The sequence below is a fragment of the Profundibacterium mesophilum KAUST100406-0324 genome (assembly GCF_009835145.1).
GTDB lineage: Bacteria > Pseudomonadota > Alphaproteobacteria > Rhodobacterales > Rhodobacteraceae > Profundibacterium > Profundibacterium mesophilum.
In genome coordinates this window covers 43,749-67,112 of sequence record NZ_APKE01000027.1, presented here as the reverse complement: position 1 = coordinate 67,112, position 23,364 = coordinate 43,749, and the positions used below count along the sequence as shown (strand labels likewise).

Here is a 23,364-nt window from a genome sequence, read left to right as displayed (position 1 = left end):
GGTGCATCTGGAGGAATGGCGATCCCACGAGGACTCGAACCCCGAACCTGCTGATTAGAAGTCAGCTGCTCTATCCAGTTGAGCTATGGGACCGTGCCGCCCTTTTCCGACAGGCCGCGCGGTTTTGCAAGATGGATGGGCGGCCGCGAGGGCACCATTCGCGTTCACCCCTGCCCGGACCCATGTGACGGCACCGGATTTCGCAGTCAGGCCTCCGCCACGGCAAGGGCCGCCATCTGCACGATCGCCTCGCGCGTCTGTGCCACCGCGATGAAACGGCCATTGTGACAGAACTTGGCGCCGCGCACCCCGCTTGCGGCCTCGAGCTCGCCATCGCTCAGCCCGGCCCAGCCTTGCGGCAGGTCGGCGCGGCTCTCGAAGCTGTCGCCGCTCTTGCGGATCGTGGTCAGGGCCCAGTCGTCGCCGCGCGGATGAACCACGAAAAGCAGGTGATCGGCACCCGCCTTCTCGACCGCGGCGCGGAACGGCATGCCCATCGGCAGCTCCAGCACGCGCGCGGTGCCGGCCTCCTCGATGGCCCGCAGGACCATTCCCTCGGCACGGCGCTTGGCGGCCCTTCCCGCGATTGCCGCCTCGACGAAGGCGCGCGCGACCGGCAGGGCCGCCATGAACGCGCGGTCATCGGCATCATCGCCGCGCGCGTCGAATGGCGGCTTGAGCGTCTCGAGCAACACCGGCAGGGTCATGCCGGAAAGCGGTCCGGCCGCCGAGGGCTCGAGCGCGCCGTTGTCCACGAGATCCACCGGCAGCACGAACCCGAGATCGAAGCTGCGATGGATGCTGTCGAGATCCGCCTCGGGCACATCCAGCACGCGCAGGTAATCCTGCCCGTAATGCCGCCAGATCAGCCCGAAGGAGCTGTAGGGTTGTTCATCCTCGCGCAGCGGGTTGGGTCGCTGATGGTGGTCGAAGATTGCGGCCTCGGCGTCGTATCGGCGCCCGACATCAAAGATGATCTTGCCGGCGCCCGGCGTGGTCCATTGCGCATCACGCGTGCGCAAGAGCTCCGCATCGGGGAAGAGGCGCGTCAGGATCACCGAGGAGAGCAGCTCGTCGGCGTGAAATCCACCCGAATGGGTGACGAGATGGGTTACCGTCATGGCGTGTCGGGCTCCGCTTGGATGGGGCGTTCAGGGCGGCGCCGTGCCGCGGGGCTCAAGGATCGCGCGGGCAACCTGTGGGCGCCCACGCCGTTCCGTCGTCAGTGGGTCCAGGAACCGCGCCGCGCGGTGGCGAAATTCTCGCCGTAACCGCCGGGCCTGATATTGGCCTTGCGCTTCCTGGGCTCGGTGACCACGGCTTCGATGCCATGTTCGGCGGCATAGTCGAGCGCCGCCTCGCGACTTTCGAACTCGAGCTTGACCTGCGCCTGCGTGTCATCGGAACTGGTCCAGCCCATCAGGGGGTCGATCTCGCGGCGGGTCTGGGGGACGAATTCCAGCACCCACCGCTGGCTGCGGGCCATCCCGGAGGACATCGCCGTCTTGGCGGGCTGATAAATCCGTGCTGGCATGTCATCGACCTCTTGCGCAAACTCACGGGTGTTATCCCCGATGCGCCCCGCTTGTGCAAGTTGCGCGCGTGCCTGCCCGCCCGGCCCCGGCCGATTGCGGCAAATCGCCCGACGCTGCTTGAACCCGTGGACCGCGTTCACAAATCATCACGTGACGCCCGTGCCGCCAGAAGGACCACAGAATGACCGCAAGCGCTCCGATGCTGCATGCCCCCGCGCCTGACATCCGCAACCGCCCCAAGCTCGAGGGCGGCAAACGCTTTCGCATGGAGACGGATTTCGAGCCCGCCGGAGATCAGCCCACCGCGATTAGGGAGCTGAGCGACGGGGTGAATGGCGGCGAGCGGGACCAGGTCCTTCTCGGCGCCACGGGCACCGGCAAGACCTATACCATGGCGAAGGTGATCGAGCAGACGCAGCGCCCGGCAATCATTCTGGCACCGAACAAGACGCTCGCCGCGCAGCTCTACGGAGAGTTCAAGGGCTTCTTCCCGGACAATGCCGTCGAGTATTTCGTGAGCTATTACGACTACTACCAGCCCGAAGCTTATGTGGCGCGTTCAGATACCTTCATCGAGAAGGAAAGCCAGATCAACGAGCAGATCGACCGGATGCGCCACTCGGCGACGCGGGCGCTGCTCGAGCGCGACGACGTGATCATCGTCGCCTCCGTCTCCTGCATCTACGGCATCGGGTCGGTCGAGACCTACGGCGCGATGACGCAGGACCTGGTGGCAGGCAAGGAATACGACCAGCGCAAGGTCATGGCCGACCTCGTGGCGCAGCAATACCGGCGCAACGACCAGGCTTTCCAGCGTGGCAGCTTCCGCGTGCGCGGCGATTCCATCGAGATCTTTCCCGCTCACCTCGAGGATCGCGCCTGGCGCCTTTCCTTCTTCGGTGAGGAGCTGGAGGCGATCACCGAGTTCGATCCGCTGACCGGCGAGAAAACCGGAAGCTTCGAGCAGATCCGCGTCTATGCCAACAGCCACTACGTCACGCCGAAGCCGACGATGAAACAGGCGGTGATCCAGATCAAGAAAGAGCTGCGCCAGCGGCTCGATCAGCTCGTCGCCGACGGCAAGCTGCTGGAGGCGCAGCGGCTCGAGCAGCGCACCAATTTCGACATCGAGATGCTTGAAGCGACTGGCGTTTGCAACGGCATCGAGAATTACAGCCGCTACCTCACCGGTCGCGCGCCCGGCGAGCCGCCGCCCACCCTTTTCGAGTTCATTCCCGACAACGCCATCGTCTTCGCCGACGAGAGCCACGTGTCGGTCCCCCAGATCGGCGCGATGTACAAGGGCGATTATCGCCGCAAGTTCACCCTTGCCGAGCATGGCTTCCGCCTGCCCTCCTGCATGGATAACCGACCGCTGAAATTCGAGGAATGGGACGCGATGCGCCCGCAATCGGTCTTCGTCTCGGCCACCCCGGCGAACTGGGAACTCGAGCAGGCCGGCGGCGTCTTCGCCGAGCAGGTGATCCGTCCCACCGGCCTTCTGGACCCCGTGATCGAGATCAGGCCCGTGGAAATGCAGGTCGACGACCTTCTCGACGAGATCCGCAAGGTCACGGCGCAGGGCTTCAGGACGCTGTGCACGACACTGACCAAGAGGATGGCCGAGGATCTGACCGAATACTTGCATGAACAGGGTATCAAGGTCCGCTACATGCATTCCGACATCGATACGATCGAGCGGATCGAGATCCTGCGCGATCTGCGGCTCGGGGCCTTCGACGTGCTGATCGGGATCAACCTGCTGCGCGAGGGGCTCGATATCCCCGAATGCGGTCTCGTCGCGATCCTCGATGCCGACAAGGAGGGCTTCCTGCGTTCCGAAACCTCGCTCGTGCAGACGATCGGCCGCGCGGCGCGTAACGCCGAGGGGCGCGTGATCATGTATGCCGACAGGATCACTGGCAGCATGGAGCGCGCGATGGGAGAGACGGAGCGCCGCCGCGAAAAGCAGATCGCGTATAACGAGAAGCACGGGATCACCCCGGCCACGGTGAAGAAGAACGTCGATGACATCCTCGCCGGTCTCTACAAGGGCGACGTGGACATGAACCGGGTGACCGCCAAGGTAGACAAGGGCATGGCGGGCGGAAACCTGCAGACGGTGCTCGAAGGGCTGCGCACCGACATGCGCAAGGCGGCCGAGAACCTCGAATTCGAGGAAGCGGCGCGCCTGCGCGACGAGGTCAAACGCCTCGAAGCGGTCGACCTAACCATCTCCGACGATCCCCTTGCGCGTCAGCAGGCCGTCGATCGTGCCTCCTCGGAAGCGCTGAAATCGGCCGGGCGGTCCACCGCCGGGCGCGGCGGCATGCGAGGCGGCAACGTGCAGCGGCGCAAGAAGAGGTAACGCGAGGCAAGGCCCCAAGGACGTTATTGTCCCATCCATGCTGGAACTGGGATGCGCGCGCCGCGTTTACCTTTCAGACATCGCGCCATTAGGAGTGACAGTAATGACCAAAGACAGTGACGAGCATCGCGCCGAAGGCTCCGGCAAAGACCTTGGTGGCAAGATCAAGGAGGGCGCCGGCAAGGTGACCGGTGACCGCAAGATGGAGTCCGAAGGCAAGGCCGACCAAGCCGAGGGCAAAGCCCAGAAAGCCTGGGGCGATGCCAAGGATGCCGTCAAGGGGAAGTAATCCTCCGGCAATGATGATGAAGGGGCGCGCGGACGTGATCCGCCCGCCCCTTTTTCGTGCCCGGTGGTGGATGGGTCACGCCGGCCCGTGCCGCTGCCGGGATACGGCAGCGCGCCCTATCTGTAGGGGTCACGGGCGCTGCGATCCTCGCTCAGGGTGTCCTGGCGCCGCTCGACCAAGCGCTCGATGGCATCCGCAAGATGGACCTTGTCGATATGATGATCCCCCCGCTCGACACGGATCCGGTGGGCATTGATCATGACATCGCCATGGGAGCAGCCTATCGGCGGCTCGAACCTGTAGCTTGCAAGCTCGATCAGCAGCCCCATCGGATCGGTGAAATAGATCGAGTCCATGAAGCCGCGATCCTTGGGCCCCGAATGGCGGATACCGCGTTCATCGAGACGTTCGACAGCCTGCCAGAACGTCGCCTGCGAGACGTTGAAAGCGAGGTGGTGAACGCATCCCGGCTCGGTCGGCGTTCGCCGGGGATCGGGTTTCCGCGTCTCGTTCGTGAAAACCGTGATCAGGCGGCCGTCACCGGGATCGAAATAGACGTGACCCTCGTCGGGATTGTCGAGATTTGGCTGATCGAAAACGAAGGGCATACCCAGAAGACCTTCCCAGAAATCAATCGATGTCTGACGGTCCGCCCCTGTCAGTGTGATGTGGTGCACCCCTTGCGATTGCAGCTTACGCATCGTCCCGCCTCCCCTTTCCGCCGAAGATCATCCGCATCAGCGCAACAAGGAGCAAGGCCCCGACAACGGCCACCAGCGCAAGCACCAGAAGCCCGCCAGCCGCAACCACCGTCACACCGAGGGCGACGAGAACGAAGGGCAGCGCCACGGCTCCGACAATCCCGGCGATGATGTAGCGCAGCGCCGACCCACCGGTCAGTTTCGCCGCGAGCCAGCCCGCAAGGGCCCCGATGATGACCAAGACGCCCAGCGATACCGCGCCCAGCGCGTTCAACAGCTCTTCCATACGCATCCTCCTGATTTGCAACGAAACCTAGAGGCAAGCCCGCTCCGGGCAAGCCACCGAGCGCGCAAAACTCAGAAAGTGGCCGCGACCTCGTACATCACCGGTTCGAAGCTACGCGCCATGGCCGAAAGCTCCCGGTTGCAGGCGCGCATCTGTGGAGCACGGAGCATCGCGAGAAAATCTTCGCGCCGCTGCCATTGCGAGTAGTTGGCGATCCGCGTCTGCGCGTCGTTCACATGTAGCGCCGCGGAGATGAAACCGGGCTGATGCCTTATGAACGCGTCATAGACCTCCTGCAGCAATTCCATCAGGTCCTGGCACGTGCCCGGACTGACTTCGAATGTGGTGATGACGGTTTGATAATGCGCTTCTTGGGACATGTGTCGATCCTCCCCCCACCACGATAAGCGTAAAGGGACGCGTCGCTCAACGGCGCTCTCGCCCGCCGCGCCGCAGTTCGCATTCTTGGGGTTTATCGAAATCTTAACCAAGAGCGCCAAAGCATGGGCCATGGATGCACTCCGCTCACCCCTTGTCGCGATCGCGCCGGCCCCATGCGTCCTCGGGCGACGCTTGAACCGTCTTCTGCTATCAATGCTTCTTCTCGCCTGCCTGCTGGCCGGCGCGGCCACGCATGCCGGGCCCTGGCCGCGGGAGCGTGGATCGACCTTTCTCTCCTTCACGCAGGGTTACGAGGAGGATGCCGGATCGAGTTATGGATCGGCCTATGCCGAATACGGGCTGAGCGATGTTTACACGGCGGTCCTGCGTTGGGGGCATGATGGGCGGAGGGGACGCGCGGCCACAGCCTCGATACGCCGGCCCGTCGGTCGTCCGGACAAGACGAACCGCTTTGCGGTCGAACTGGGGCTCGGCGCACGCAAGCCGCCGCGCCACCGTCCCGACGCGGTGCTGCTGAGAGCAGGTTTGCATTGGGGACGGGGTTTCGAGAGCCGGTTCGGCAGCGGCTGGAGCACCGCGGCACTCAGCGTCACCCGCGCCAGCCGAAGCCCGAAGGAGATCCGCAAGCTCGACCTGACGCTCGGATTGAACATTCCGAACGGACGGCATCTGATCGCCGAGCTCTGGATACATCAGCAGGAGGACGAAACGAGCGCGACGCTCGCCCCGTCCTATGTCCACGAGTTGCGCGATGGGGTGAAGGTCCAGATCGGAGCAAGCTACGGGCTCGACCGCTCGGGAAGCGCTGGCATATTCACGTCCGGCTGGGTCGAATTCTGAACCCAGCCTTGCGAAACGCGCCGCCAGCTATACGCCCCGGCGGCGGCTACGGGGTATCGGGCCCTTACTGTCCAGAGCCCGCCCCGCCGGTTTGGATCAGTAGGGGCGATCCATCCTGACCGACAACTGAACCTTACCCCGCACCGCGACCGGCCATTCCAGCCTGACACGGCTGCGCGCCGGGCCGTCCAGAGGCAGGATCGAGGGGAAGGCGTGGACGGCGGCATTGCTGCTCGTGCGGATCACCCCTTCCGGGACGAGGCCGGCAACGGTGCGCGACCACCCCCCGAAGGGCAGCCATGGCCCCGGATCGAGCGTCCAGTTCACCGCGTTGTCGGGTTGCTCGAATTCAAGCGAGACGGGATTGACCGTTTCCTGCGACACGCCGTTGAAGGTATTCGCCGAGAAGGTCACAAGGCGCGATTTCGAGAAATCGAGCTCCGCAATGCTGTCATCCACTTTCTCCACACGCTCGATGGCCCCGTTGATCGCCTTGAAGCAATTGCCGGTCACGCTGAGGCCATGCAGGAAATGCCCCGATCCGAAAGGTTTGATGACGATCCATGAAAAATGCGCCGCGACGTCGTTCGCGGTGAAGATGTTCCCGGTCAGCGACAGCCCCCCGAAAGAAAACTCGTTCGAGAAATCCGGAGCGGCGTCATGCTCGTTCGTCCATTCCAGAAAGCTGTTGTCGAGATAGTTGCCGGTCACAACCGACTTCACGTTGGTCTCCGTCAGGACGAGACCCGCCGTCCGGGGGCCGTCGCTGACATTGTCACCCTGGAACCAGTGATTTCCCACTATGAGATGGCCATTGCCCGCAAGCACCATCGTCGTGCCGAGCCTTTGGAAACGGCTGTCGCGGATCTTGGCATCGTTCGCGTTGACGTTGAACCCGATCGAGCTGCGGTCGGTGGCCGCGGCAGATTGCTCGGCCGAAATGAAATGGCAGCGGTCGATCTGCAGATCCTGGCATCCCGTGCCATGTGACGTCACCCCGCGGTCGCGCGGTTTCGTCACGAAGCAGTCGCGGATATGAAAGGTCTCGCCGCTCGGCGCCAGAAGGATGCCGCTGGCGCGACCGTCGAGCTGCAATTCAATATCGGTGAGGGTGAACTTGCTGAGCTTCGAGAAACCGCTGAAATCCAGGGCATAGCGGTATCTGGTGAAGCTGTAGGACTGGCTGGGCGCAGGCCCGTGCAGAGGCTGCGACAGGGTCAGGGTTCCCGCCCCGACATTCCGCGCGGTGACATAGACCTCCCGCCCGACGCCGCGCCCCTCGACATGTGAGCCGACCTCGATATTGGCGATATTCGCCACGTTGGCGAGACTGCGCGGGTTGGCGGAACTGTAACTTGCCTGCGACGTGACGGGCGCGACCGTCCAGCCGGCTCCCGGAATCGCGTTGAACTGTCCATTGCGGATCACGCGGCGGATCTCGAAGCGGTCTTGGTTGCCGACCGCCGCCGCCATGTCGATCGGCTCGTCGAGCTCGACCCGCAAGCCGCCAAGATCGAGGCTCTCGTGATCGGTGTTGTTCAAAAGTGCCTGGAACGCCTTGCGAAAGGCCAGCTGCTCGTCGCCGAATGCCGCGAGATAGCTCGGCAGGTTGAAGTCGCGGCGCAGGACAAGGCGAGTCTGCGCAGCGGCGGTAACGGTCCCGACGAAACGCACCGGACTTGCCATCGTGACATGATCGCCAAGATGGAACACCCCTTCGGGAACCAGCACCTCGCGCCCTTCCGCCGCGGCATCCGCCGCGATGAACGCCGCGCTGTCATCCGTGCTCCCGTCGCCTCTGGCGCCGAAATCCCGCACATCGACCGCCGCGACTATATCCGACAGGAAGATCGAGCTGACATCCTCGATGACGAGATCGTCGATCCGTATCACGCCCCCATTCGGCCCCGTGAGGTCGATCCCGAAATGTCCGAAAATCGGCTCAAGACCCCAAGGCATGTCGACACCGACGCGCGTGCCCGTCCCCACGATCGCGCTGACCTCGACGACCTCGCCATAGCGCGTGAGCGGCACGGTGCCGCCGGTCTCTACCAGCCCGCCGACATGCATCTGCGTGCCGCGCCCGGCCCAGGCGGCGATACGCACCGCCGGAAGATTGCCGGAAATCGCCTTCACCTTCGCCGTGATCCTCAGGTAGCACCCGGGCAGGATGGGCGTTTCGCCGGTATAGCGCAGTTTCTGCACCGATTGCGTCTTCACCAGTTCAAGCGCGCCCCCGAAATCTGCATCCGAGGGAACGAAAGCCGCGGCGGGATCGTCCGCGTAACTTGCCGAACCCGGTGTTCCGTCGCCGCGCGCCCAGACTTGCAGACCCTGCGAGAACGGTGGCGGCATCAGCACCAGACCGTCAGTGATCACCTTGTTCATCGCTGTCCCCTTCATCGATGACGTGGAAGACCGCCCGCCGGCAACGCGTCCGGGGGTATCCACGATGGTCACGGCATCCGGTGCCGCGCCTTCGGGAGACGGTAGATATTCCGTTGCTGGCAATGCGGGGTTAACCATGCGTTCTCAGGCCCGGAGATCCTGCGCCCGAAGCAGTTGGACACCGCCGATCTTCCATCCCCCCTCGCCCGGGGTCATCTGGTAATCGAGCATGTGCAGTGCCCCTGAATCATCGCGGACCATCACGCGCTGCCACAGGGCACCCTCGATCCTGCGCAATTCCAGGAACGTCACCTCGCTGGGGGACCAGACCATCGGATATCCCTGCTCCACCATGCGCCCGAAGACGTCCGGCGAGCCGAACAACCTTCGTATGGAAGGTGCCGCGAAGGAGAAGGCCGTCTCGAGATCCCCGGCACGGAACGCCTCGATCTGCTGCTCGATCACATGGCGAACCTCGCCCTGCTCATCGGCAAGCTGCGCGAATGCAGGGACAGGCGTCGCAAAGCTGGCGACCGTCCCCACTGCGGCCGCAAGGGCCCATGACAAGAGAATTCCGTGCAGCATTTCGCCTCCCCCGGTAAATGACCGAAGAAGACACGGGCACGGGCCGCTCGAAGTTTCACACCATCAAGTGCGACTTCCGGTGATAAGCCTGCCGGAGAGGGCCGTCTCGATCAGCTCGACCGTTTCCTGCACACCGTAAAGGGCGATGAACCCTCCGAACCGGGGCCCTTGGCTTGCGCCCAGAAGCGTTTCGTAAAGTGCCTTGAACCAATCGCGCAGCGGCTCGAAGCCGTGCTCCTTGCCCACGGCGAAGACCAGCGATTGCAGCGCATCGGCATCAAGCCCCCCCTGCCAAGCGCGTAACCGCCCGGCGAGGTCCTCGAGCGCCGCGCGCTCCTTGGCGTCGGGCTCCCGGAACGTCTTCTCCGGCTTGACGAAATCATTGTAGTAGCGCACCGCGTAGCCCGCCGCGGCATCGAGGTCGGGATGCGTCTGCGGTGCCGCGTCGGGTGCATAACGCTGGATGAAGCCCCAGAGCGCCGCACTGTCCTCGGCCGAGGCGACCGATGCGAGGTTAAGCAACATCGAGAACGGAACGACCATGTGCGAGGCGGGTGGATTGCCCGCATGGATATGGTGCACCGGGTTCGCAAGCCGTTTCGCGGCATCCTGTTCGGGATAGGCCTTGAGTTGCTGGTGATACTCGTCCACCGCTTTCGGGATCACATCGAAATGAAGCCGTTTGGCACTCTTGGGCTTGAGATACATGAAGTAGCTGAGCGATTCCGGCGCGGCATAGGTCAGCCATTCCTCCATCGACAGCCCGTTGCCCTTCGACTTGCTGATTTTCTGACCCTGCTCGTCGTTGAAAAGCTCATAGGTCAGCGTCTCCGGCGCGGGCTTTCCGAGCGCCCGGCAGATCTTGGTGGCCTGCGTGACGCTGTCGATCAGGTCCTTGCCGGACATCTCGTAATCGACGCCGAGCGCCGCCCAGCGCATTGCCCAATCCGGCTTCCACTGCAACTTGACGTTCCCGCCGGTGATCGGAACCTCGATCCGTTCACCGTCGGGCTCCTCGTAGACGATGGTGCCCTTCTCGACGTTGCGCTCCAGCGTCGGCACCTGCAGGACGTGGCCCGTCTTGGGGCTGACCGGCAGGAAGGGAGAATAGGTCGCGCGCCGTTCCTCCCCCAGTGTCGGAAGCATGATCTCCATGATCTTGTCGAAGCGTGCCAAGGCCACGAGGAGCATCTCGTCGAAACGTCCCTCCTTGTAGTATCGGGTCGAGGAGGCGAACTCGTAATCGAAGCCGAATCCATCGAGAAACGCCATCAGGCGGGCATTGTTATGCGCGCCGAAGCTGTCATGGGTGCCAAAAGGATCCCGAACGCGGGTCAGCGGAAGGTTCAGATCCTCGCGCATCCGCTCCTGGTTCGGCACGTTGCCCGGCACCTTGCGCAGCCCGTCCATATCGTCGGAAAAGCACAGCAGCTTCGTCGGAATGTCGCTGATCGTCTCGAAGGCGCGGCGCACCATGGTCGTGCGGGCCACCTCGCCGAACGTGCCGATATGCGGCAGACCGGACGGGCCGTAGCCCGTCTCGAACAGCACGTAACCCTTATCGGGCGGTGCCTTCTGGTAGCGTTTGAGCACCCGCCGGGCCTCCTCGAGAGGCCAGGCTTTCGACTGCATAGCTGCATCCCCGAGATCGGTCATCGGAACACTCCGTGGCAAGGTGCCGGGACAATCCCGGTGGCCTCCGTCCCTATTGCCGCCTCGCGGCAAGGTCAATGTCACGTCGCGCGAACCGGACCGCATGGACCGAACACCTTAACGGGAGCCGCTACCCTCACCCGCGGAGTGCCGAAGCAGCGCGCTGACCGGGTTGCCCCGCGACGATCGGGCGGGCGCGGAACCCGCAAAAATCGGTGCCGCGCGCCGCCCCTTCTGCCCACGCGGCAAGGCGCCGACCGAACCGGCAGGAGGATGCCGCCCGGCATAGAATCCCTCCCGGCGCGGGAACTTACCTCTCGGTGAAGCGCGTTGGCCCAGAACAGACATTCCCGTGCCCCGACCAGAAAAGGATAACTCTTATGGAATTCGGTATTCTCGGCATTCTCGTTTTCATCGCCGACATCTACGCGCTCTACAACGTCGTGATGAGCGGCGCCTCGACCCTCTCCAAGATCATCTGGGTGCTCGTGATCCTGATCCTGCCCGTCGTCGGTTTCATCATCTGGCTGATCGCCGGGCCGCGCGCAGGCGGCGCGAAACTCTGAACGGACCGGGCGGCGATCAGCCGAGCGCGATCGTCGCCCACCGACGCAGAAGCCGGCGCTGAAGCGTCCTGGCGCGTCCGAGCCAGGCCCGCCCACCCTCGGGTCGCTCACGCTGCTCCATCGCGAGCGCCTCGCGCCGCTCCACATCCGAGCAGAAGATCGCAAAGGCGAGCGGTGTGCGGCCCGGACGCGCGACATACCCCGTCAGTGCACTGACGAAATTGAGGGTGCCGGTCTTGGCATCGACCTTGATACTGTTGTCGTCGACGACCCGGAACGGCTTCATCAATTGGCGCAGCTCACCGTCATAGCCGCTCAGAACCATCGCGCGCGCCATGTCGGCGGCCGAAATGCGACTGTCATCCCCCAGCCCCGAATGGTCCGTGAGAACCGCGCCGCGCGGCCCGGCGCCATCGTTGAGCCAATCGTTCATCAGGGCGGCCGATTGCCTGAGCCCCGGAACCGAGGCGCCGAAAGCCTTGGAACTGGCCGACAGACCGACGATCTCCGCCGTCGCATTCGTGGAATATTCGAGCATGTCCTTGAGGATTTCGCTCAAGGGCGCGCTTTCGTGGCGCGCGAGCACCGTGCCTTCGGCGCTCTGGGCAGGCAGGATCGCACCTTGCATCATGATCCCGAGGCTCTGCACCACGGTCTGAAAGACCTCTCCGGTATACAACGCGGGCTTGCGCACCGGCAGCCAGCGCGAGCCGCCACTGCCCAGCGCGGTCTTCGCCACCGTCCAGGCGTCCCGCGTATCCGTGGTCACGAGCGTGTAGATCGGCGCCGACCTATCCACGACCTCCATCGTCGAGAAGGCGATCTCGGGCGCGTAGCCGACGGCCGGCGCCCCCATCCCCACCTCGTAGCCGGTGCCTGCGCGTTTCCATTCGAAATGGACACGGTTGTAATTGAGGTTGAGGGCCCCGACGCCGGGATTGTAGGCGACGTGGTCGGGCTGCTCCGGATCGATCTCGTAGATCTCGGGCAGCGCCTTGTTGTGAAGCCTGAAATGCCCCGCGACTTCGCGCAGACCGTCGCGCTTGAGCTGTTTGGCCATCGCGCCGAGGGCGCGCGTGTCGAGCCCCGGATCACCCCCGCCCACGAGGATGAGGTCCCCCTCGAGACGTCCGTTTATGATCGGTCCCGTTCCCACCACCTGCGTGACGAAGCGGTGCGAAAGCCCAAGCTTGTCGATACCGTAAAGCGTGGTGAGGGCCTTGGCGGTGCTCGCGGGCGGCTGCGGCAGGTTCGGCTGGAATGCCTCCAGAACCTCGCCCGTCACGGCATCGGCCACGACGAAACTGACCGCGCCATCGAGCCGCGCCGCCTCGACGATCTGCGCAACGGGTGTCGCGGCAGCGCGCACCGCGCCGTCGCCGCGACGCCTCGGGCGGATCGTGCCATCGGGCACCTTGGCCAGGGCGACATCCGCCGCACCGGCAAGCAAAGCTCCGAGGATCATTCGTCGTGTCAGCCGCACAGCCTGTTCCTTTTACCATTCCGCATTCCGGCGCCTCCCCGCCGGACGCATCCCTGCCCGCTCACTGGGGCCATCGTCCGGCTGCGCGCAGCGCGGTCGAGCTGTCTTTCACCATTGGAATATCTATCAAACACCAGCAGGGCGCCGCAATCCTGCCGAGGCGTCCTGCCTGTGATTGACGCAAGCGTGCGTGATCAAATCTTCGCGCGGCGGGCGAGAGCCGTGCCGCGAGGCTTTCGGATGGCCGGGCCAGCACCCCGATCGGGATCGTTCGCATCAAGCGTGTCCATTGCGCCCAAAGATGTAGCACGGCAAGGTTGTCTGCACCCATCAGCCAGACGAAACGCTGTCCCCGATAGGCGCGCCGCAGCGCCTCGACGCTCTCCCATGTCATCTGCGTGCCCATGCGTGCCTCGACATCGGTAACCGTGATGCGCCGATCGCGCGCCGCAAGCCGCGCGGCATGCGCCATCCTGCGCTCCAGCGGCGCGGGTGCATGACGTTTGAGCGGATTGGCCGGACTGACCAGCCACCATATGTGATCGAGCCCGAACCGTTTCATCGCCTCCCTGCTGATGTGCAGATGCCCATCATGCGCGGGATCGAATGAGCCGCCAAGCAGACCGACGATCTGTCCGGGACGCGGACGCGGACCGGGATGGGCGGCACGTTTTGGCCCTCGCTCTTCCGGCCCCGCCGCCAAAGCCGCGTTTTCCATGGCCCCGCCCCGCTCTCAAACCGCCTCCGAGCTGCGCTCCCACAGGTTGATGTTCTCGTCCCCCGCGATCTCGTCGATCCGGGCAAGCTCGTCCTGCGTGAAATCGAGGGCCTCGACCGCGCCGGCGCATTCGGCCACCTGTTCCGGGCGCGAGGCGCCGATCAGGGCGCTCGTGATCCCCTCGTCACGCAGCACCCAGGCGATCGCCATCTGCGCGAGGCTCTGGCCGCGCGCCCCCGCCATCTCGTCGAGTGCCGCGATCGCGTCGAGCGCCCGGCGGCTCAGCATGCCGGGCTTGAGCGACTTGCCCTTGGCGGCCCGGCTTTCGTCCGGGATGCCATCGAGATACTTGCGCGTGAGCATGCCTTGCGCCAGCGGGGTGAAGGCGATGGAGCCGATCCCCAGCTCCTCGAGACTCGCCTTCAGACCATCGCGCTCCACCCAGCGGTTGAACATGTTGTAGCTCGGCTGGTGGATCAGGCAGGGTGTGCCCATGTCGCGCAGGATCGCGGCCGCCTCGCGGGTGCGCTCCGTGTTGTAGGAAGAGATGCCGACATAGAGTGCACGCCCGGAGCGCACGATGTGATCGAGCGCGCCCATCGTCTCCTCGAGCGGTGTGTCGGGATCGAAGCGGTGGGAGTAGAAGATATCGACGTAATCGAGCCCCATCCGCCTGAGCGAGCGATCGCATGAGGACACAAGATACTTGCGGCTGCCCCATTCCCCGTAAGGTCCGGGATGCATGTTGTAGCCCGCCTTCGAGCTGATCAGCAGCTCGTCGCGATGACCGGCGAAATCGGTCCGCAGGATCTCGCCGAACGCTTCCTCCGCGCTGCCCGGCGGGGGGCCGTAATTGTTCGCCAGATCGAAATGCGTGATACCGTGATCGAAAGCCGTGCGGCAGATGTCCCGCTTGACCCCGTGCGCCACGTCCTGCCCGAAATTGTGCCAAAGGCCCAGCGAGACCGCCGGCAGCTTCAGGCCAGACCGTCCGCAATACCTGTAGCGCATGCGCTCGTAGCGATCGGCGGCGGGAACATAGCTCATGGAACATCTCCGGTTCTTTTGGCGCGGATGCGCGGCCATCGACGCGCAGACTAGGCAATCTCGCGCTCCTGTTCAAACCTGTGCCGGCCCCGCGCGCCATTGATCCTTCCGGGCCGCGGCCTAGCTCGACGAGGGAAACAGGACAGATCGGGAGATCCCATGCACAGACGTCATTTCCTCACGGCCGCACCGGCCCTGCTCGGAGCCGCGAGCGCGTTTCCCGCGATCGCGGGCACGGCCGCCAGTGGCGCGATGCCGGCGAAGGCGCCCGCCCTTCCGGGGGCACAGCGTTTCCAGTTCGGCGACACGATCGTTACCACGATCTCCGACGGCTATCTCCATATCGAGCCCTCCAACCTCATCGGCATCGAGGAGGACGCCTATGGCGAGCTCTTGAAGGAACGCTTCCGCGATCCCGAGACCTATCCGTCGGCGGTCAATGGCTTCCTGATCGAGCGCGGCGATCAGAAGATCCTGGTCGATGCCGGCGCCGGCGATTTCTTCGGACCGAGCATGGGCAACCTGCCGGCCAATCTCGCGGGTCTCGGGGTCGATCCGTCCTCGATCACGATGCTGCTCGCCACGCATTTGCATCCCGACCATGTCGGCGGCGCCGTGAAGGACGGCACCGCTGCCTTCGCCAACGCGGAACTGGCCGTTTCGGCAAGCGAGCGTGATTTCTGGAGCGACGAGAGCAACTTCTCTGGCGAGATGATGATCAATTTCGCCAAGTCGGCGCGCGGCGTTCTCGAGGCCTATGGCGACCGGCTCAACATCTTCGAGGGCGAGAGCGAGATCGTCTCCGGCATCAGTGCCCTGCCCCTGCACGGACACACGCCCGGACATACGGGCTACATGATCGGCTCCGGCACGGACGGGCTGCTCATCTGGGCGGATATCGTCCACGTACCGCCGGTGCAATTCGCCCGCCCGGAAGTCGGCATCGGGTTCGATGTCTCGCCGGAGGAGGCGGCCAAGACGCGCGCGGCGATCCTCGACCGGGTGGCTTCCGACAGGCTTCTGGTTGCCGGCAGCCACATGGAATTCCCGGCGCTGGCAAATATCGCGCGCGAGGGCGAGGGCTACCGCGCCGTCACGGCCGTCTACGACTACTCGGCCTGATTGCGCCCGAACGCGAAGGGTCGGCGGGTGGCTTGCCATCTGCCGACCCAGCGAGCACCATCCCGGTATCGTATTGAACGATTGCAAAACGGGGTGTTTTTTCATGACGATTTCCCTTTCTACCAGCGTAGTGGCCATGGTTGTCGCGGCCCTCGGGTTCTCTTCGGGCATGTCCGCTGCCCAGACGGCCGCCGATGCGGTGACGCCGGAAGCCGCGGGTGACCAGGCCGGAGAAACCGCGACCCGTCCGCAGGCGGGCCTCTCGGATGCCGTGGTCGCCGCGATCGCGTCCAAGGAGGCCGGCGAGCCGGTTCTGGCGCAGGAGTGGATGATTTCGGCGGCGAACCCCTTGGCGGTCGAGGCGGGCGCCGAGGTGCTGCGCGCCGGGGGGACCGCGGCCGATGCCATGGTCGCCGTGCAGACGGTTCTCGGCCTCGTCGAGCCGCAAAGCTCGGGCCTTGGCGGCGGCGCGTTCCTCGTCTGGTACGACGCGGACAGTGGCGAGATCACGACGCTCGACGGACGCGAGACCGCACCGCGTGCCGCCACGCCCCGCCTCTTCCAGGATGCGGAGGGCGTTCCCTTGCAATTCTGGGATGCCGTCGTGGGTGGGCGTTCCGTCGGCACGCCCGGAACGCCGAGATTGCTCGAGCGGGCCCACGAGAAATGGGGCAATGCGGAATGGGCGACGCTTTTCGACCGCGCCATCTCCCATGCCGAGGACGGGTTCGCCGTCTCGCCGCGCCTCGCTACCCTGATTGAGGACGGACAGGAGCGGTTGCGCCGGTTCCCCGGGACGGAGGCGTATTTCTTTCCCGGCGGCACAGCGCTCGCCGCCGGCGATACGCTCAGGAATCCCGACTATGCCGCGACATTGCGTGCCATCGCCGATAATGGTTCCGATGCCTTCTACAGCGGACAGATCGCGGAGGATATCGCCGCTACGGTGCAGGGCGCGCAAGGCAATCCCGGCCTGCTGACGGCGCGCGATCTCGAGCTCTACGAGGTGGTGGAACGGCCCGCGGTCTGCGCGCCCTATCGCGGCCGCGAGGTCTGCGGCATGGGCCCGCCCTCCTCCGGCGCGCTGACGGTCGGACAAATCCTCGGCATGCTCGAACCCTACGACCTCGCCTCGATGGGCCCTCAGAGCGCCGAGGCCTGGCGGCTGATCGGCGACGCCTCGCGTCTCGCCTTCGCCGATCGCGGCCGCTACATGGCCGATATCGATTACGTTCCCATGCCGCTCGACGGGCTCGTCGCGCCGCAATACCTCCAGGAGCGTGCACGACTGCTGGAAACCGAGAGCGCGCTCGAATCCGCCGAGCCGGGCATGCCGCCCTGGGATCACGCGATGCTGCTGGGCGACGATGACAGCATCGAGCTGCCATCGACCTCGCACATCTCGATCGTCGATGCGAAGGGCAACGCGCTGAGCATGACGACCACCATCGAGAACGGTTTCGGCAGCCGGCTGATGACCAACGGCTTTCTGCTCAACAACGAGCTGACGGATTTCAGCTTCTCGACCCATGACGAGGGCCGTCCGATCGCGAACCGAGTCGAGCCGGGCAAGCGGCCGCGCTCCTCGATGTCGCCGACTATCGTGCTCAACGGCGGCACGCCCGAACTCGTCATCGGCAGCCCGGGCGGCAGCCGCATCATCGGCTATGTCGCACAGTCGATCATCGCGCATTACGACTGGGGCATGGATGTGCAGCAGGCCGTGTCGATGCCGCACCTGGTCAACCGGTTCGGCACCTTCGACATCGAGAGCGACACCGAGGCCACCGACCTGGAGACGCCGCTCGCCCAGATGGGTTTCGAGACCAACCTGCGCGATTTGACCTCCGGTTTGCATGCGATCGCGCTGGGGGACGAGCTGCGCGGTGGCGCCGACCCGCGCCGCGAGGGCATCGCGCTGGGCGAGTGATGCCCCTGTGGTGCCGGGCCGCCCCGCGCGGCGGCCCGGCACCACAGGGGCACGGCCAAATGCGGGGCGGCACTGGCAACGCTGCGCGATCGCGATAAGTTAGCCATGCGTATGCCCGACCCCCCGCCATCACGGCCAGGCAGGCAGGCAGCAGCTACAAGGACGCATGATGAAGATCGCAATGATGGCGCAGAACGCCAATCTCTATTCTCACCAACGCCTCAAGGAAGCGGCAGAGGCCCGGGGCCACGAGCTCGACATCATCAAGACGTTGCGCTGCTACATGAACATCGCCTCGCGCCGTCCCGAGATCTATTACAACGGCGAGAAGCTGCCCCATTACGACGCCGTGATCCCGCGTATCGGCGCCAGCGTCACCTTCTACGGTCTCGCCGTGCTGCGCCAGTTCGAGATGCAGGGCGTCTATCCGCTCAACGAATCTGTCGCGATCGGCCGCTCGCGCGACAAGCTGCGCTCGATGCAGCTGATGGCACGCGATGGCATCGGCCTGCCGGTCACCACCTTCGCCCATGATCCGCGTCAGACCGAGGAAGTGCTCAAGCTGAATGGCGGCGCGCCCACGGTCATCAAGCTTCTCGAAGGCACGCAAGGCATCGGCGTCGTCCTCGCCGATACCGATCGCAGCGCGAAATCCGTGATCGAGGCCTTCCGCGGCGCCAATGTGAACATCATGGTGCAGGAATTCATCAAGGAGGCCGGCGGCACCGACATCCGAGCCCTCGTGGTCGGCGGAAAGGTCATTGCGGCGATGAAGCGCACCGGCGCCGAGGGCGAGTTCCGCTCGAACCTGCACCGCGGCGGCTCGGCCCAGACCATCAAGATCAGCCCCGAGGAACGCTCGACCGCCATCCGCGCGGCCAAGGCGATGGGCCTCAACGTGTGCGGCGTCGACATGCTGCGCGCCAATCATGGCCCCGTGGTGATGGAGGTGAACTCCTCGCCGGGTCTCGAAGGGGTCGAGAAGGCAACCGGCATCGACGTCGCCGGCAAGATCATCGAGTTCATCGAGAAGACCGCCAAGCCAGGCAAGACCCGGACGGTCGGCAAGGGTTGATGGCACGCGCGCCTTTCGAAATCGGCGGCGAGAAGATCGCCGCCGGCAGCCGCCGCACCGTCGATCTGCCGGTCAGCGTCCTGTCCGATCATACCCCCGTGACGATGTCGGTGCATGTCGTGCATGGGCGCCGTCCGGGCCCGGTGCTTTTCGTCAGCGCCGCGGTGCATGGCGACGAGGTCATCGGCGTCGAGATCGCCCGCAGGGTCCTGCGTGCACCGCAGATCGACACGCTGCGCGGCACGCTCCTCGTCGTGCCGATCGTCAATACATTCGGCTTCCTCAACAATTCTCGATACATGCCCGATCGGCGCGATCTGAACCGGGTGTTTCCGGGCTCCGAACGCGGCTCGCTTGCCTCGCGGCTCGCGCATCTCTTCATGACCGAGGTGGTACAGCGCTCGGATTTCGGCATCGACCTGCATTCCGCCGCGATCCACAGGACCAACATGCCGCAGATCCGGGTCTCGGCGAGTTCGGACGAGACGCTCGAGCGGGCGGAGGCCTTTGGCGCCCCGGTGGTGATCCGCGCCAAGCTGCGCGAGGGCAGCCTGCGCGCCGCCGCGCGCGAAGTGGGATGCGACATCCTGCTCTACGAGGCCGGCGAGGCGCTCAGGTTCGACGAGATGTCGGCGCGCGTCGGCGCCAGCGGTGTTCTCAGGGTCATGCACAGAATGGAGATGATCGGCGGCAAGGGCCTGCCCCGCCGCCGGGCTGCACCCATCCATGCCGGCAGTTCCTCATGGGTGCGCGCGCCCGCCGGGGGCCTGCTGCGCTCTTTCAAGGAGGTCGGTGAAGGCGTCGAGGAGGGCGCCGTGATGGCCGTGGTGACAGACCCTTTCGGCGAGGCCGAGATCGAGATCAGGGCCCCCAGCACCGGCATCATCCTCGGCCGGGCGATGATGCCGGTGGTGAACGAGGGCGACGCGGTCTACCATGTCGCGATGACCAGTATCGATCCGGAGCGGCGCATGGCCCGTCTCGCCGCGGACCTCGAGGCCGAGCCGATGTTCGACGAGGATGAGATCCTGTGACCGGGCGCCGCGATCATGCGGCCGGCCGGGCGGCAGTGCCATGGGCCGGATGGAGGAACGCGCGATGAAGCCTTGCAAGACCCCCCGGTGTGATCTGCGATCGGCATGGCGCGGTGCGGCGGGCCGGATCGCGGGCGGTTTCGCCGCCCTGTCGCTGCTCGCCATCGCGGCAACCCTTGCGACGGCGCCGGCCGCGAGCGCACAGGACTGGTGCGGCGCCGGCGGACTTAACAGCACCGAGCGGGCGATCTGCGGTGATGCCGTTCTCGGAGCGCTTGATGCCGAGTTGAACCGTGTGTTCGACGACTCGGGCATGGATGCCCCCCGACAGGCGCGTTGGTTGAGACAGACGCGCGATGCCTGCGGGTCGGACATCTTTTGCATCGAGCGGGCCTATCGCGACCGGATTGCCGCGCTGTTGCAGAGCCCCGCAGATCGCGTGGATCCCGATCGCCGCCCCTGGTGCTCGGCCGCGAGCCTCAACGAGGCGGAGCGCGCGATCTGTTCCGACGATCTTCTGGCCGATCTCGATGCCGCGCTCGGCGCTGTCTATGGCAGCCTGCGCGCCCGGAGCGAAGATGCGAGCCAGGTTGCCTGGCTGCGCGGTGAGCGCGACGCCTGCGGCAGCGACCGCGACTGCATCGCGGCCGCCTATCTGCGCCGGATCGTCGTGCTCGGGGGCCGCCTGCGCGGATCGTGAGCCCGGCCCGGCTCCTTCGCAGGCTGGGCAATTGAACCTCGGGGCCATGCGCCTTAGGAAGGGCGCCAATTCATCAAAACCTGGAGCGCGTTCATGGCAGCCTATCAGTTCGTCTATCATATGGACGGGGTCTCGAAGAACATTCCCGGCGGCAAGAAGCTGTTCGAGAACATCCGTCTCAACTTCCTTCCCGGCGTGAAGATCGGCGTCGTCGGCGTCAACGGCGCCGGTAAATCGACGCTGCTCAAGATCATGGCGGGGATCGACAAGGATTTCTCCGGCGAGGCATGGGCCGCCGAGGGGGCGCGCGTGGGCTACCTGCCGCAGGAGCCCAAGCTCGACGAAAACCTGACCGTGCGCGAGAATGTCATGCTGGGTGTCGCCGAGAAGAAGGCCGTACTCGATCGCTACAACGAACTGGCGATGAACTATTCCGACGAGACGGCCGACGAGATGGCGCAGCTTCAGGACGACATCGACGCGCAGAACCTGTGGGATCTCGACGCGCAGATCGACGTCGCGATGGAGGCGCTGCGCTGCCCGCCCGATGACGCGATGCCGGACACGCTCTCGGGCGGCGAGGCGCGCCGCGTGGCCCTATGCAAGCTGCTGCTCGAGGCGCCCGACATGCTGCTGCTCGACGAGCCGACCAACCACCTCGACGCCGAGACCATCGCCTGGCTGCAAAACCACCTCATCGAGTACAAGGGCACCATCCTCGTGGTCACCCACGACCGGTATTTCCTCGACGACATCACCGGCTGGATCCTAGAGCTCGATCGTGGGCGCGGCGTTCCCTACGAGGGCAATTACTCCGCCTGGCTCGAGCAGAAGTCCAAGCGCCTCGCGCAGGAGGCCCGTGAGGACAAGTCCAAGCAGAAGACCCTCGAGCGCGAGCTTGAATGGATGCGCCAAGGAGCCAAAGCCCGGCAGGCCAAGTCCAAGGCGCGGATCACGGCCTATAACGAGCTCGCCGACCAGTCCGAGCGCGAGAAGCTCGGCCGGGCGCAGATCATCATTCCCAACGGCCAGCGCCTCGGCTCGAAGGTAATTGAGGTCGAGAACCTGCAGAAGGCGATGGGCGACAAGCTCCTAGTGGAGGATCTGTCCTTCTCGCTGCCGCCCGGCGGCATCGTCGGCGTCATCGGGCCCAACGGCGCGGGCAAGACGACCCTCTTCAAGATGCTGACGGGCCAGGAACAGCCCGACGGCGGCAGCGTCGAATACGGCGACACCGTCGATCTGGCCTATGTCGACCAGTCGCGCGACGCGCTCGATGCCGGCAAGACCGTGTGGGAGGAGATCTCGGGCGGCGGCGAGGTCATCGATCTTGGCGACGCGCAGATGAACAGCCGCGCCTATTGCTCCGCCTTCAACTTCAAGGGCGGCGATCAGCAAAAGAAGGTCGGCAACCTGTCTGGCGGCGAGCGCAACCGCGTGCACATGGCCAAGTTGCTCAAGTCTGGCGGAAACGTGCTGCTGCTCGACGAGCCGACCAACGATCTCGATGTCGAGACGCTGCGCGCGCTCGAGGATGCGCTGACCGATTTCGCCGGATGCGCGGTGATCATCAGCCACGACCGCTTCTTCCTCGACCGGCTCTGCACCCACATCCTCGCCTTCGAGGGAGATGCCCATGTCGAATGGTTCGAGGGCAACTTCGAGGATTACGAGGAAGACAAGAAGAAGCGTCTCGGCGTCGATTCGCTCGAACCCAAGCGCGTGAAGTTCAAGAAGTTCACACGCTGAGTTCGCGCGCCGGCGGGAGCCTGTCTCCCGCCGGTGCCACATTTACAGCATGATCGGACGCCGGATGGGAAACAGTTGACCGACCTCCCGCCGCATTGGCCGCGAATTCTCGAATCGGTCCAGATGAAGTCATAATTGCGCCCCACTGGCTCCCCCGCACCCCCGCATATTCATGTCCAAGGATCGTATATCGGGGACAAGTCATGACCATTGGCGCACTTTTCATCGGCATCTTCGCAGGGCTCATCAGCTTTACCACCACCCTGGTGGCCGGCTACGGCTTTCTCTTCGCCCTGCTCGCCTATATGGGCGCGGGTTCCATCGTGACCGCCATCGTGCTCCTCGCGGCCATCGCACCGCGCCGCAACGAGCCGCCCGTCTCGCAGACTGCCTGATCCCCCGGCGGGTGATCATTTGAAACTCTTCTTCGCAGGCTTGCGTGTCTTATGACATGACCCAACGAAGGAGAGACCCGATGAAACTTCCGATACTGACCGCCGCCGCGCTTCTCGTCGCAGGCACCGCAAGCGCAGAGCACCTGAACATCGCGACCGATGGTGCCCGCTTCAAGGATGACACCATCACCTTTTCCTCCGTGCTGATGGACAAGCCCGGCTGGATCGTCGTCCACGCGATGGAGGATGGTGCGCCCGTCCTGCCGCAATCCGTCGGAGCCACCATGATCGAGACCGGTGTCACCACCGATGTCGAGGTGATGATCGATGGCGGAGTGATGAAGGACACAGGCTACATGGCGATGCTTCACTACGAAACCAACGGGAATGACTCGTATGATTTCGGCGTCGAGAACACCATGGATGACGGTCCGGCAACCAAGGCCGACGGCTCCCCCTACATGACCGAGTTCAAGACCGACATGTGAACCTCGGGGA

General features: G+C 64.9%; 23 protein-coding genes and 1 tRNA gene. 12 read left to right on the top strand and 12 right to left on the bottom strand.

The window, feature by feature from the left end:
- Nucleotides 1-16 precede the first annotated feature (16 nt).
- From PMES_RS12005 to PMES_RS11995, 3 genes are all read right to left on the bottom strand, one after another.
- A tRNA-Arg gene (locus PMES_RS12005) sits at nucleotides 17-93 on the bottom strand.
- A 113-nt stretch (nucleotides 94-206) separates the two neighbouring features.
- Nucleotides 207-1,121, bottom strand: coding sequence for an MYG1 family protein (locus PMES_RS12000; RefSeq protein WP_159965964.1), 915 nt, complete (start codon nucleotides 1,119-1,121; stop codon nucleotides 207-209).
- A gap of 101 nt (nucleotides 1,122-1,222) precedes the next feature.
- Nucleotides 1,223-1,534 carry an ETC complex I subunit gene (locus PMES_RS11995; RefSeq protein WP_159965963.1) on the bottom strand — a complete coding sequence of 104 codons (312 nt, stop codon included), beginning with the start codon at nucleotides 1,532-1,534 and terminating at the stop codon, nucleotides 1,223-1,225.
- Between the two features lie 182 nt (nucleotides 1,535-1,716).
- Between PMES_RS11995 and uvrB the strand changes: the two genes are divergently transcribed.
- Together uvrB and PMES_RS11985 are read left to right on the top strand one after the other, a co-directional pair.
- The gene (gene uvrB / locus PMES_RS11990) at nucleotides 1,717-3,903 is read left to right on the top strand and encodes an excinuclease ABC subunit UvrB (protein WP_159965962.1); all 2,187 of its coding nucleotides are present in this window, start codon (nucleotides 1,717-1,719) and stop codon (nucleotides 3,901-3,903) included.
- A 103-nt stretch (nucleotides 3,904-4,006) separates the two neighbouring features.
- Nucleotides 4,007-4,192: a CsbD family protein gene (locus tag PMES_RS11985; protein WP_159965961.1), complete on the top strand. Its 186-nt coding sequence runs from the start codon at nucleotides 4,007-4,009 to the stop codon at nucleotides 4,190-4,192.
- Between the two features lie 116 nt (nucleotides 4,193-4,308).
- Here PMES_RS11985 and PMES_RS11980 read toward each other — a convergent pair whose 3' ends face one another.
- From PMES_RS11980 to PMES_RS11970, 3 genes are all read right to left on the bottom strand, one after another.
- Complete coding sequence (locus tag PMES_RS11980; protein WP_159965960.1) at nucleotides 4,309-4,893, bottom strand: VOC family protein; 585 nt, start codon at nucleotides 4,891-4,893, stop codon at nucleotides 4,309-4,311.
- On the bottom strand, nucleotides 4,886-5,179 hold the full coding sequence (locus tag PMES_RS11975) for a GlsB/YeaQ/YmgE family stress response membrane protein (protein ID WP_159965959.1): 294 nt from the start codon (nucleotides 5,177-5,179) through the stop codon (nucleotides 4,886-4,888). The genes PMES_RS11980 and PMES_RS11975 overlap by 8 nt, the downstream gene beginning before the upstream one ends.
- 71 nt (nucleotides 5,180-5,250) lie before the next feature.
- Nucleotides 5,251-5,559, bottom strand: coding sequence for an antibiotic biosynthesis monooxygenase family protein (locus PMES_RS11970; RefSeq protein WP_159965958.1), 309 nt, complete (start codon nucleotides 5,557-5,559; stop codon nucleotides 5,251-5,253).
- Nucleotides 5,560-5,752: 193 nt separating this feature from the next.
- On the opposite strand from PMES_RS11970, the gene PMES_RS11965 reads away from it, so the two are divergent.
- Nucleotides 5,753-6,421 carry a hypothetical protein gene (locus PMES_RS11965; protein ID WP_159965957.1) on the top strand — a complete coding sequence of 223 codons (669 nt, stop codon included), beginning with the start codon at nucleotides 5,753-5,755 and terminating at the stop codon, nucleotides 6,419-6,421.
- A gap of 96 nt (nucleotides 6,422-6,517) precedes the next feature.
- On the opposite strand, the gene PMES_RS11960 is transcribed toward PMES_RS11965, so the two are convergent.
- From PMES_RS11960 to PMES_RS11950, 3 genes are all read right to left on the bottom strand, one after another.
- On the bottom strand, nucleotides 6,518-8,809 hold the full coding sequence (locus tag PMES_RS11960) for a glycosyl hydrolase family 28-related protein (protein ID WP_159965956.1): 2,292 nt from the start codon (nucleotides 8,807-8,809) through the stop codon (nucleotides 6,518-6,520).
- A gap of 144 nt (nucleotides 8,810-8,953) precedes the next feature.
- A complete protein-coding gene (locus PMES_RS11955; RefSeq protein ID WP_159965955.1) occupies nucleotides 8,954-9,394 on the bottom strand; it encodes a DUF4864 domain-containing protein in 441 nt (146 codons plus the stop codon).
- Nucleotides 9,395-9,457: 63 nt separating this feature from the next.
- Entirely contained in the window at nucleotides 9,458-11,050 is a 1,593-nt protein-coding gene (locus PMES_RS11950; RefSeq protein ID WP_159965954.1) for a lysine--tRNA ligase, read from the bottom strand.
- Between the two features lie 377 nt (nucleotides 11,051-11,427).
- On the opposite strand from PMES_RS11950, the gene PMES_RS11945 reads away from it, so the two are divergent.
- A complete protein-coding gene (locus PMES_RS11945; protein ID WP_159965953.1) occupies nucleotides 11,428-11,613 on the top strand; it encodes a PLDc N-terminal domain-containing protein in 186 nt (61 codons plus the stop codon).
- 16 nt (nucleotides 11,614-11,629) lie between these two features.
- On the opposite strand, the gene dacB is transcribed toward PMES_RS11945, so the two are convergent.
- The 3 genes from dacB to mgrA all read right to left on the bottom strand — a co-directional run bounded on the left by dacB (nucleotide 11,630) and on the right by mgrA (nucleotide 14,861).
- Nucleotides 11,630-13,078 (bottom strand): D-alanyl-D-alanine carboxypeptidase/D-alanyl-D-alanine endopeptidase, encoded by a 1,449-nt coding sequence (gene dacB / locus PMES_RS11940; protein ID WP_159965952.1) that lies wholly within the window; start codon nucleotides 13,076-13,078, stop codon nucleotides 11,630-11,632.
- A 79-nt stretch (nucleotides 13,079-13,157) separates the two neighbouring features.
- Nucleotides 13,158-13,814: a nicotinate-nucleotide adenylyltransferase gene (locus PMES_RS11935; protein ID WP_159965951.1), complete on the bottom strand. Its 657-nt coding sequence runs from the start codon at nucleotides 13,812-13,814 to the stop codon at nucleotides 13,158-13,160.
- Between the two features lie 15 nt (nucleotides 13,815-13,829).
- Nucleotides 13,830-14,861: an L-glyceraldehyde 3-phosphate reductase gene (gene mgrA, locus PMES_RS11930; RefSeq protein WP_159965950.1), complete on the bottom strand. Its 1,032-nt coding sequence runs from the start codon at nucleotides 14,859-14,861 to the stop codon at nucleotides 13,830-13,832.
- Between the two features lie 159 nt (nucleotides 14,862-15,020).
- On the opposite strand from mgrA, the gene PMES_RS11925 reads away from it, so the two are divergent.
- From PMES_RS11925 to PMES_RS11890, 8 genes are all read left to right on the top strand, one after another.
- Nucleotides 15,021-15,983 carry an MBL fold metallo-hydrolase gene (locus PMES_RS11925; RefSeq protein ID WP_159965949.1) on the top strand — a complete coding sequence of 321 codons (963 nt, stop codon included), beginning with the start codon at nucleotides 15,021-15,023 and terminating at the stop codon, nucleotides 15,981-15,983.
- Between the two features lie 136 nt (nucleotides 15,984-16,119).
- Entirely contained in the window at nucleotides 16,120-17,913 is a 1,794-nt protein-coding gene (gene ggt, locus PMES_RS11920) for a gamma-glutamyltransferase (RefSeq protein WP_159965972.1), read from the top strand.
- Between the two features lie 169 nt (nucleotides 17,914-18,082).
- Nucleotides 18,083-18,988 carry a 30S ribosomal protein S6--L-glutamate ligase gene (rimK, locus tag PMES_RS11915; RefSeq protein ID WP_159965948.1) on the top strand — a complete coding sequence of 302 codons (906 nt, stop codon included), beginning with the start codon at nucleotides 18,083-18,085 and terminating at the stop codon, nucleotides 18,986-18,988.
- Nucleotides 18,985-20,022, top strand: coding sequence for a succinylglutamate desuccinylase/aspartoacylase family protein (locus PMES_RS11910; RefSeq protein ID WP_159965947.1), 1,038 nt, complete (start codon nucleotides 18,985-18,987; stop codon nucleotides 20,020-20,022). Before rimK ends, PMES_RS11910 begins: the two co-directional genes overlap by 4 nt.
- 64 nt (nucleotides 20,023-20,086) lie before the next feature.
- Entirely contained in the window at nucleotides 20,087-20,722 is a 636-nt protein-coding gene (locus PMES_RS11905) for a lysozyme inhibitor LprI family protein (RefSeq protein WP_159965946.1), read from the top strand.
- Between the two features lie 93 nt (nucleotides 20,723-20,815).
- Nucleotides 20,816-22,471, top strand: coding sequence for an energy-dependent translational throttle protein EttA (gene ettA, locus PMES_RS11900; protein WP_159965945.1), 1,656 nt, complete (start codon nucleotides 20,816-20,818; stop codon nucleotides 22,469-22,471).
- A 203-nt stretch (nucleotides 22,472-22,674) separates the two neighbouring features.
- On the top strand, nucleotides 22,675-22,866 hold the full coding sequence (locus tag PMES_RS11895; RefSeq protein WP_159965944.1) for a hypothetical protein: 192 nt from the start codon (nucleotides 22,675-22,677) through the stop codon (nucleotides 22,864-22,866).
- 80 nt (nucleotides 22,867-22,946) lie between these two features.
- Nucleotides 22,947-23,354, top strand: a complete 408-nt coding sequence (locus tag PMES_RS11890) for a DUF7282 domain-containing protein (RefSeq protein ID WP_159965943.1) — start codon at nucleotides 22,947-22,949, stop codon at nucleotides 23,352-23,354.
- Nucleotides 23,355-23,364 lie beyond the last annotated feature (10 nt).

Bases quoted from the DNA above. Each gene is read 5' to 3' on its own strand.
- PMES_RS12000 (WP_159965964.1), bottom strand. From the start codon at position 1,121: ATGACGGTAACCCATCTCGTCACCCATTCGGGTGGATTTCACGCCGAC.
- PMES_RS11995 (WP_159965963.1), bottom strand. From the start codon at position 1,534: ATGCCAGCACGGATTTATCAGCCCGCCAAGACGGCGATGTCCTCCGGG.
- uvrB (WP_159965962.1), top strand. From the start codon at position 1,717: ATGACCGCAAGCGCTCCGATGCTGCATGCCCCCGCGCCTGACATCCGC.
- PMES_RS11985 (WP_159965961.1), top strand. From the start codon at position 4,007: ATGACCAAAGACAGTGACGAGCATCGCGCCGAAGGCTCCGGCAAAGAC.
- PMES_RS11980 (WP_159965960.1), bottom strand. From the start codon at position 4,893: ATGCGTAAGCTGCAATCGCAAGGGGTGCACCACATCACACTGACAGGG.
- PMES_RS11975 (WP_159965959.1), bottom strand. From the start codon at position 5,179: ATGGAAGAGCTGTTGAACGCGCTGGGCGCGGTATCGCTGGGCGTCTTG.
- PMES_RS11970 (WP_159965958.1), bottom strand. From the start codon at position 5,559: ATGTCCCAAGAAGCGCATTATCAAACCGTCATCACCACATTCGAAGTC.
- PMES_RS11960 (WP_159965956.1), bottom strand. From the start codon at position 8,809: ATGAACAAGGTGATCACTGACGGTCTGGTGCTGATGCCGCCACCGTTC.
- PMES_RS11955 (WP_159965955.1), bottom strand. From the start codon at position 9,394: ATGCTGCACGGAATTCTCTTGTCATGGGCCCTTGCGGCCGCAGTGGGG.
- PMES_RS11950 (WP_159965954.1), bottom strand. From the start codon at position 11,050: ATGACCGATCTCGGGGATGCAGCTATGCAGTCGAAAGCCTGGCCTCTC.
- PMES_RS11945 (WP_159965953.1), top strand. From the start codon at position 11,428: ATGGAATTCGGTATTCTCGGCATTCTCGTTTTCATCGCCGACATCTAC.
- dacB (WP_159965952.1), bottom strand. From the start codon at position 13,078: ATGATCCTCGGAGCTTTGCTTGCCGGTGCGGCGGATGTCGCCCTGGCC.
- PMES_RS11935 (WP_159965951.1), bottom strand. From the start codon at position 13,814: ATGGAAAACGCGGCTTTGGCGGCGGGGCCGGAAGAGCGAGGGCCAAAA.
- mgrA (WP_159965950.1), bottom strand. From the start codon at position 14,861: ATGAGCTATGTTCCCGCCGCCGATCGCTACGAGCGCATGCGCTACAGG.
- PMES_RS11925 (WP_159965949.1), top strand. From the start codon at position 15,021: ATGCACAGACGTCATTTCCTCACGGCCGCACCGGCCCTGCTCGGAGCC.
- ggt (WP_159965972.1), top strand. From the start codon at position 16,120: ATGGTTGTCGCGGCCCTCGGGTTCTCTTCGGGCATGTCCGCTGCCCAG.
- rimK (WP_159965948.1), top strand. From the start codon at position 18,083: ATGAAGATCGCAATGATGGCGCAGAACGCCAATCTCTATTCTCACCAA.
- PMES_RS11905 (WP_159965946.1), top strand. From the start codon at position 20,087: ATGAAGCCTTGCAAGACCCCCCGGTGTGATCTGCGATCGGCATGGCGC.
- ettA (WP_159965945.1), top strand. From the start codon at position 20,816: ATGGCAGCCTATCAGTTCGTCTATCATATGGACGGGGTCTCGAAGAAC.
- PMES_RS11895 (WP_159965944.1), top strand. From the start codon at position 22,675: ATGACCATTGGCGCACTTTTCATCGGCATCTTCGCAGGGCTCATCAGC.
- PMES_RS11890 (WP_159965943.1), top strand. From the start codon at position 22,947: ATGAAACTTCCGATACTGACCGCCGCCGCGCTTCTCGTCGCAGGCACC.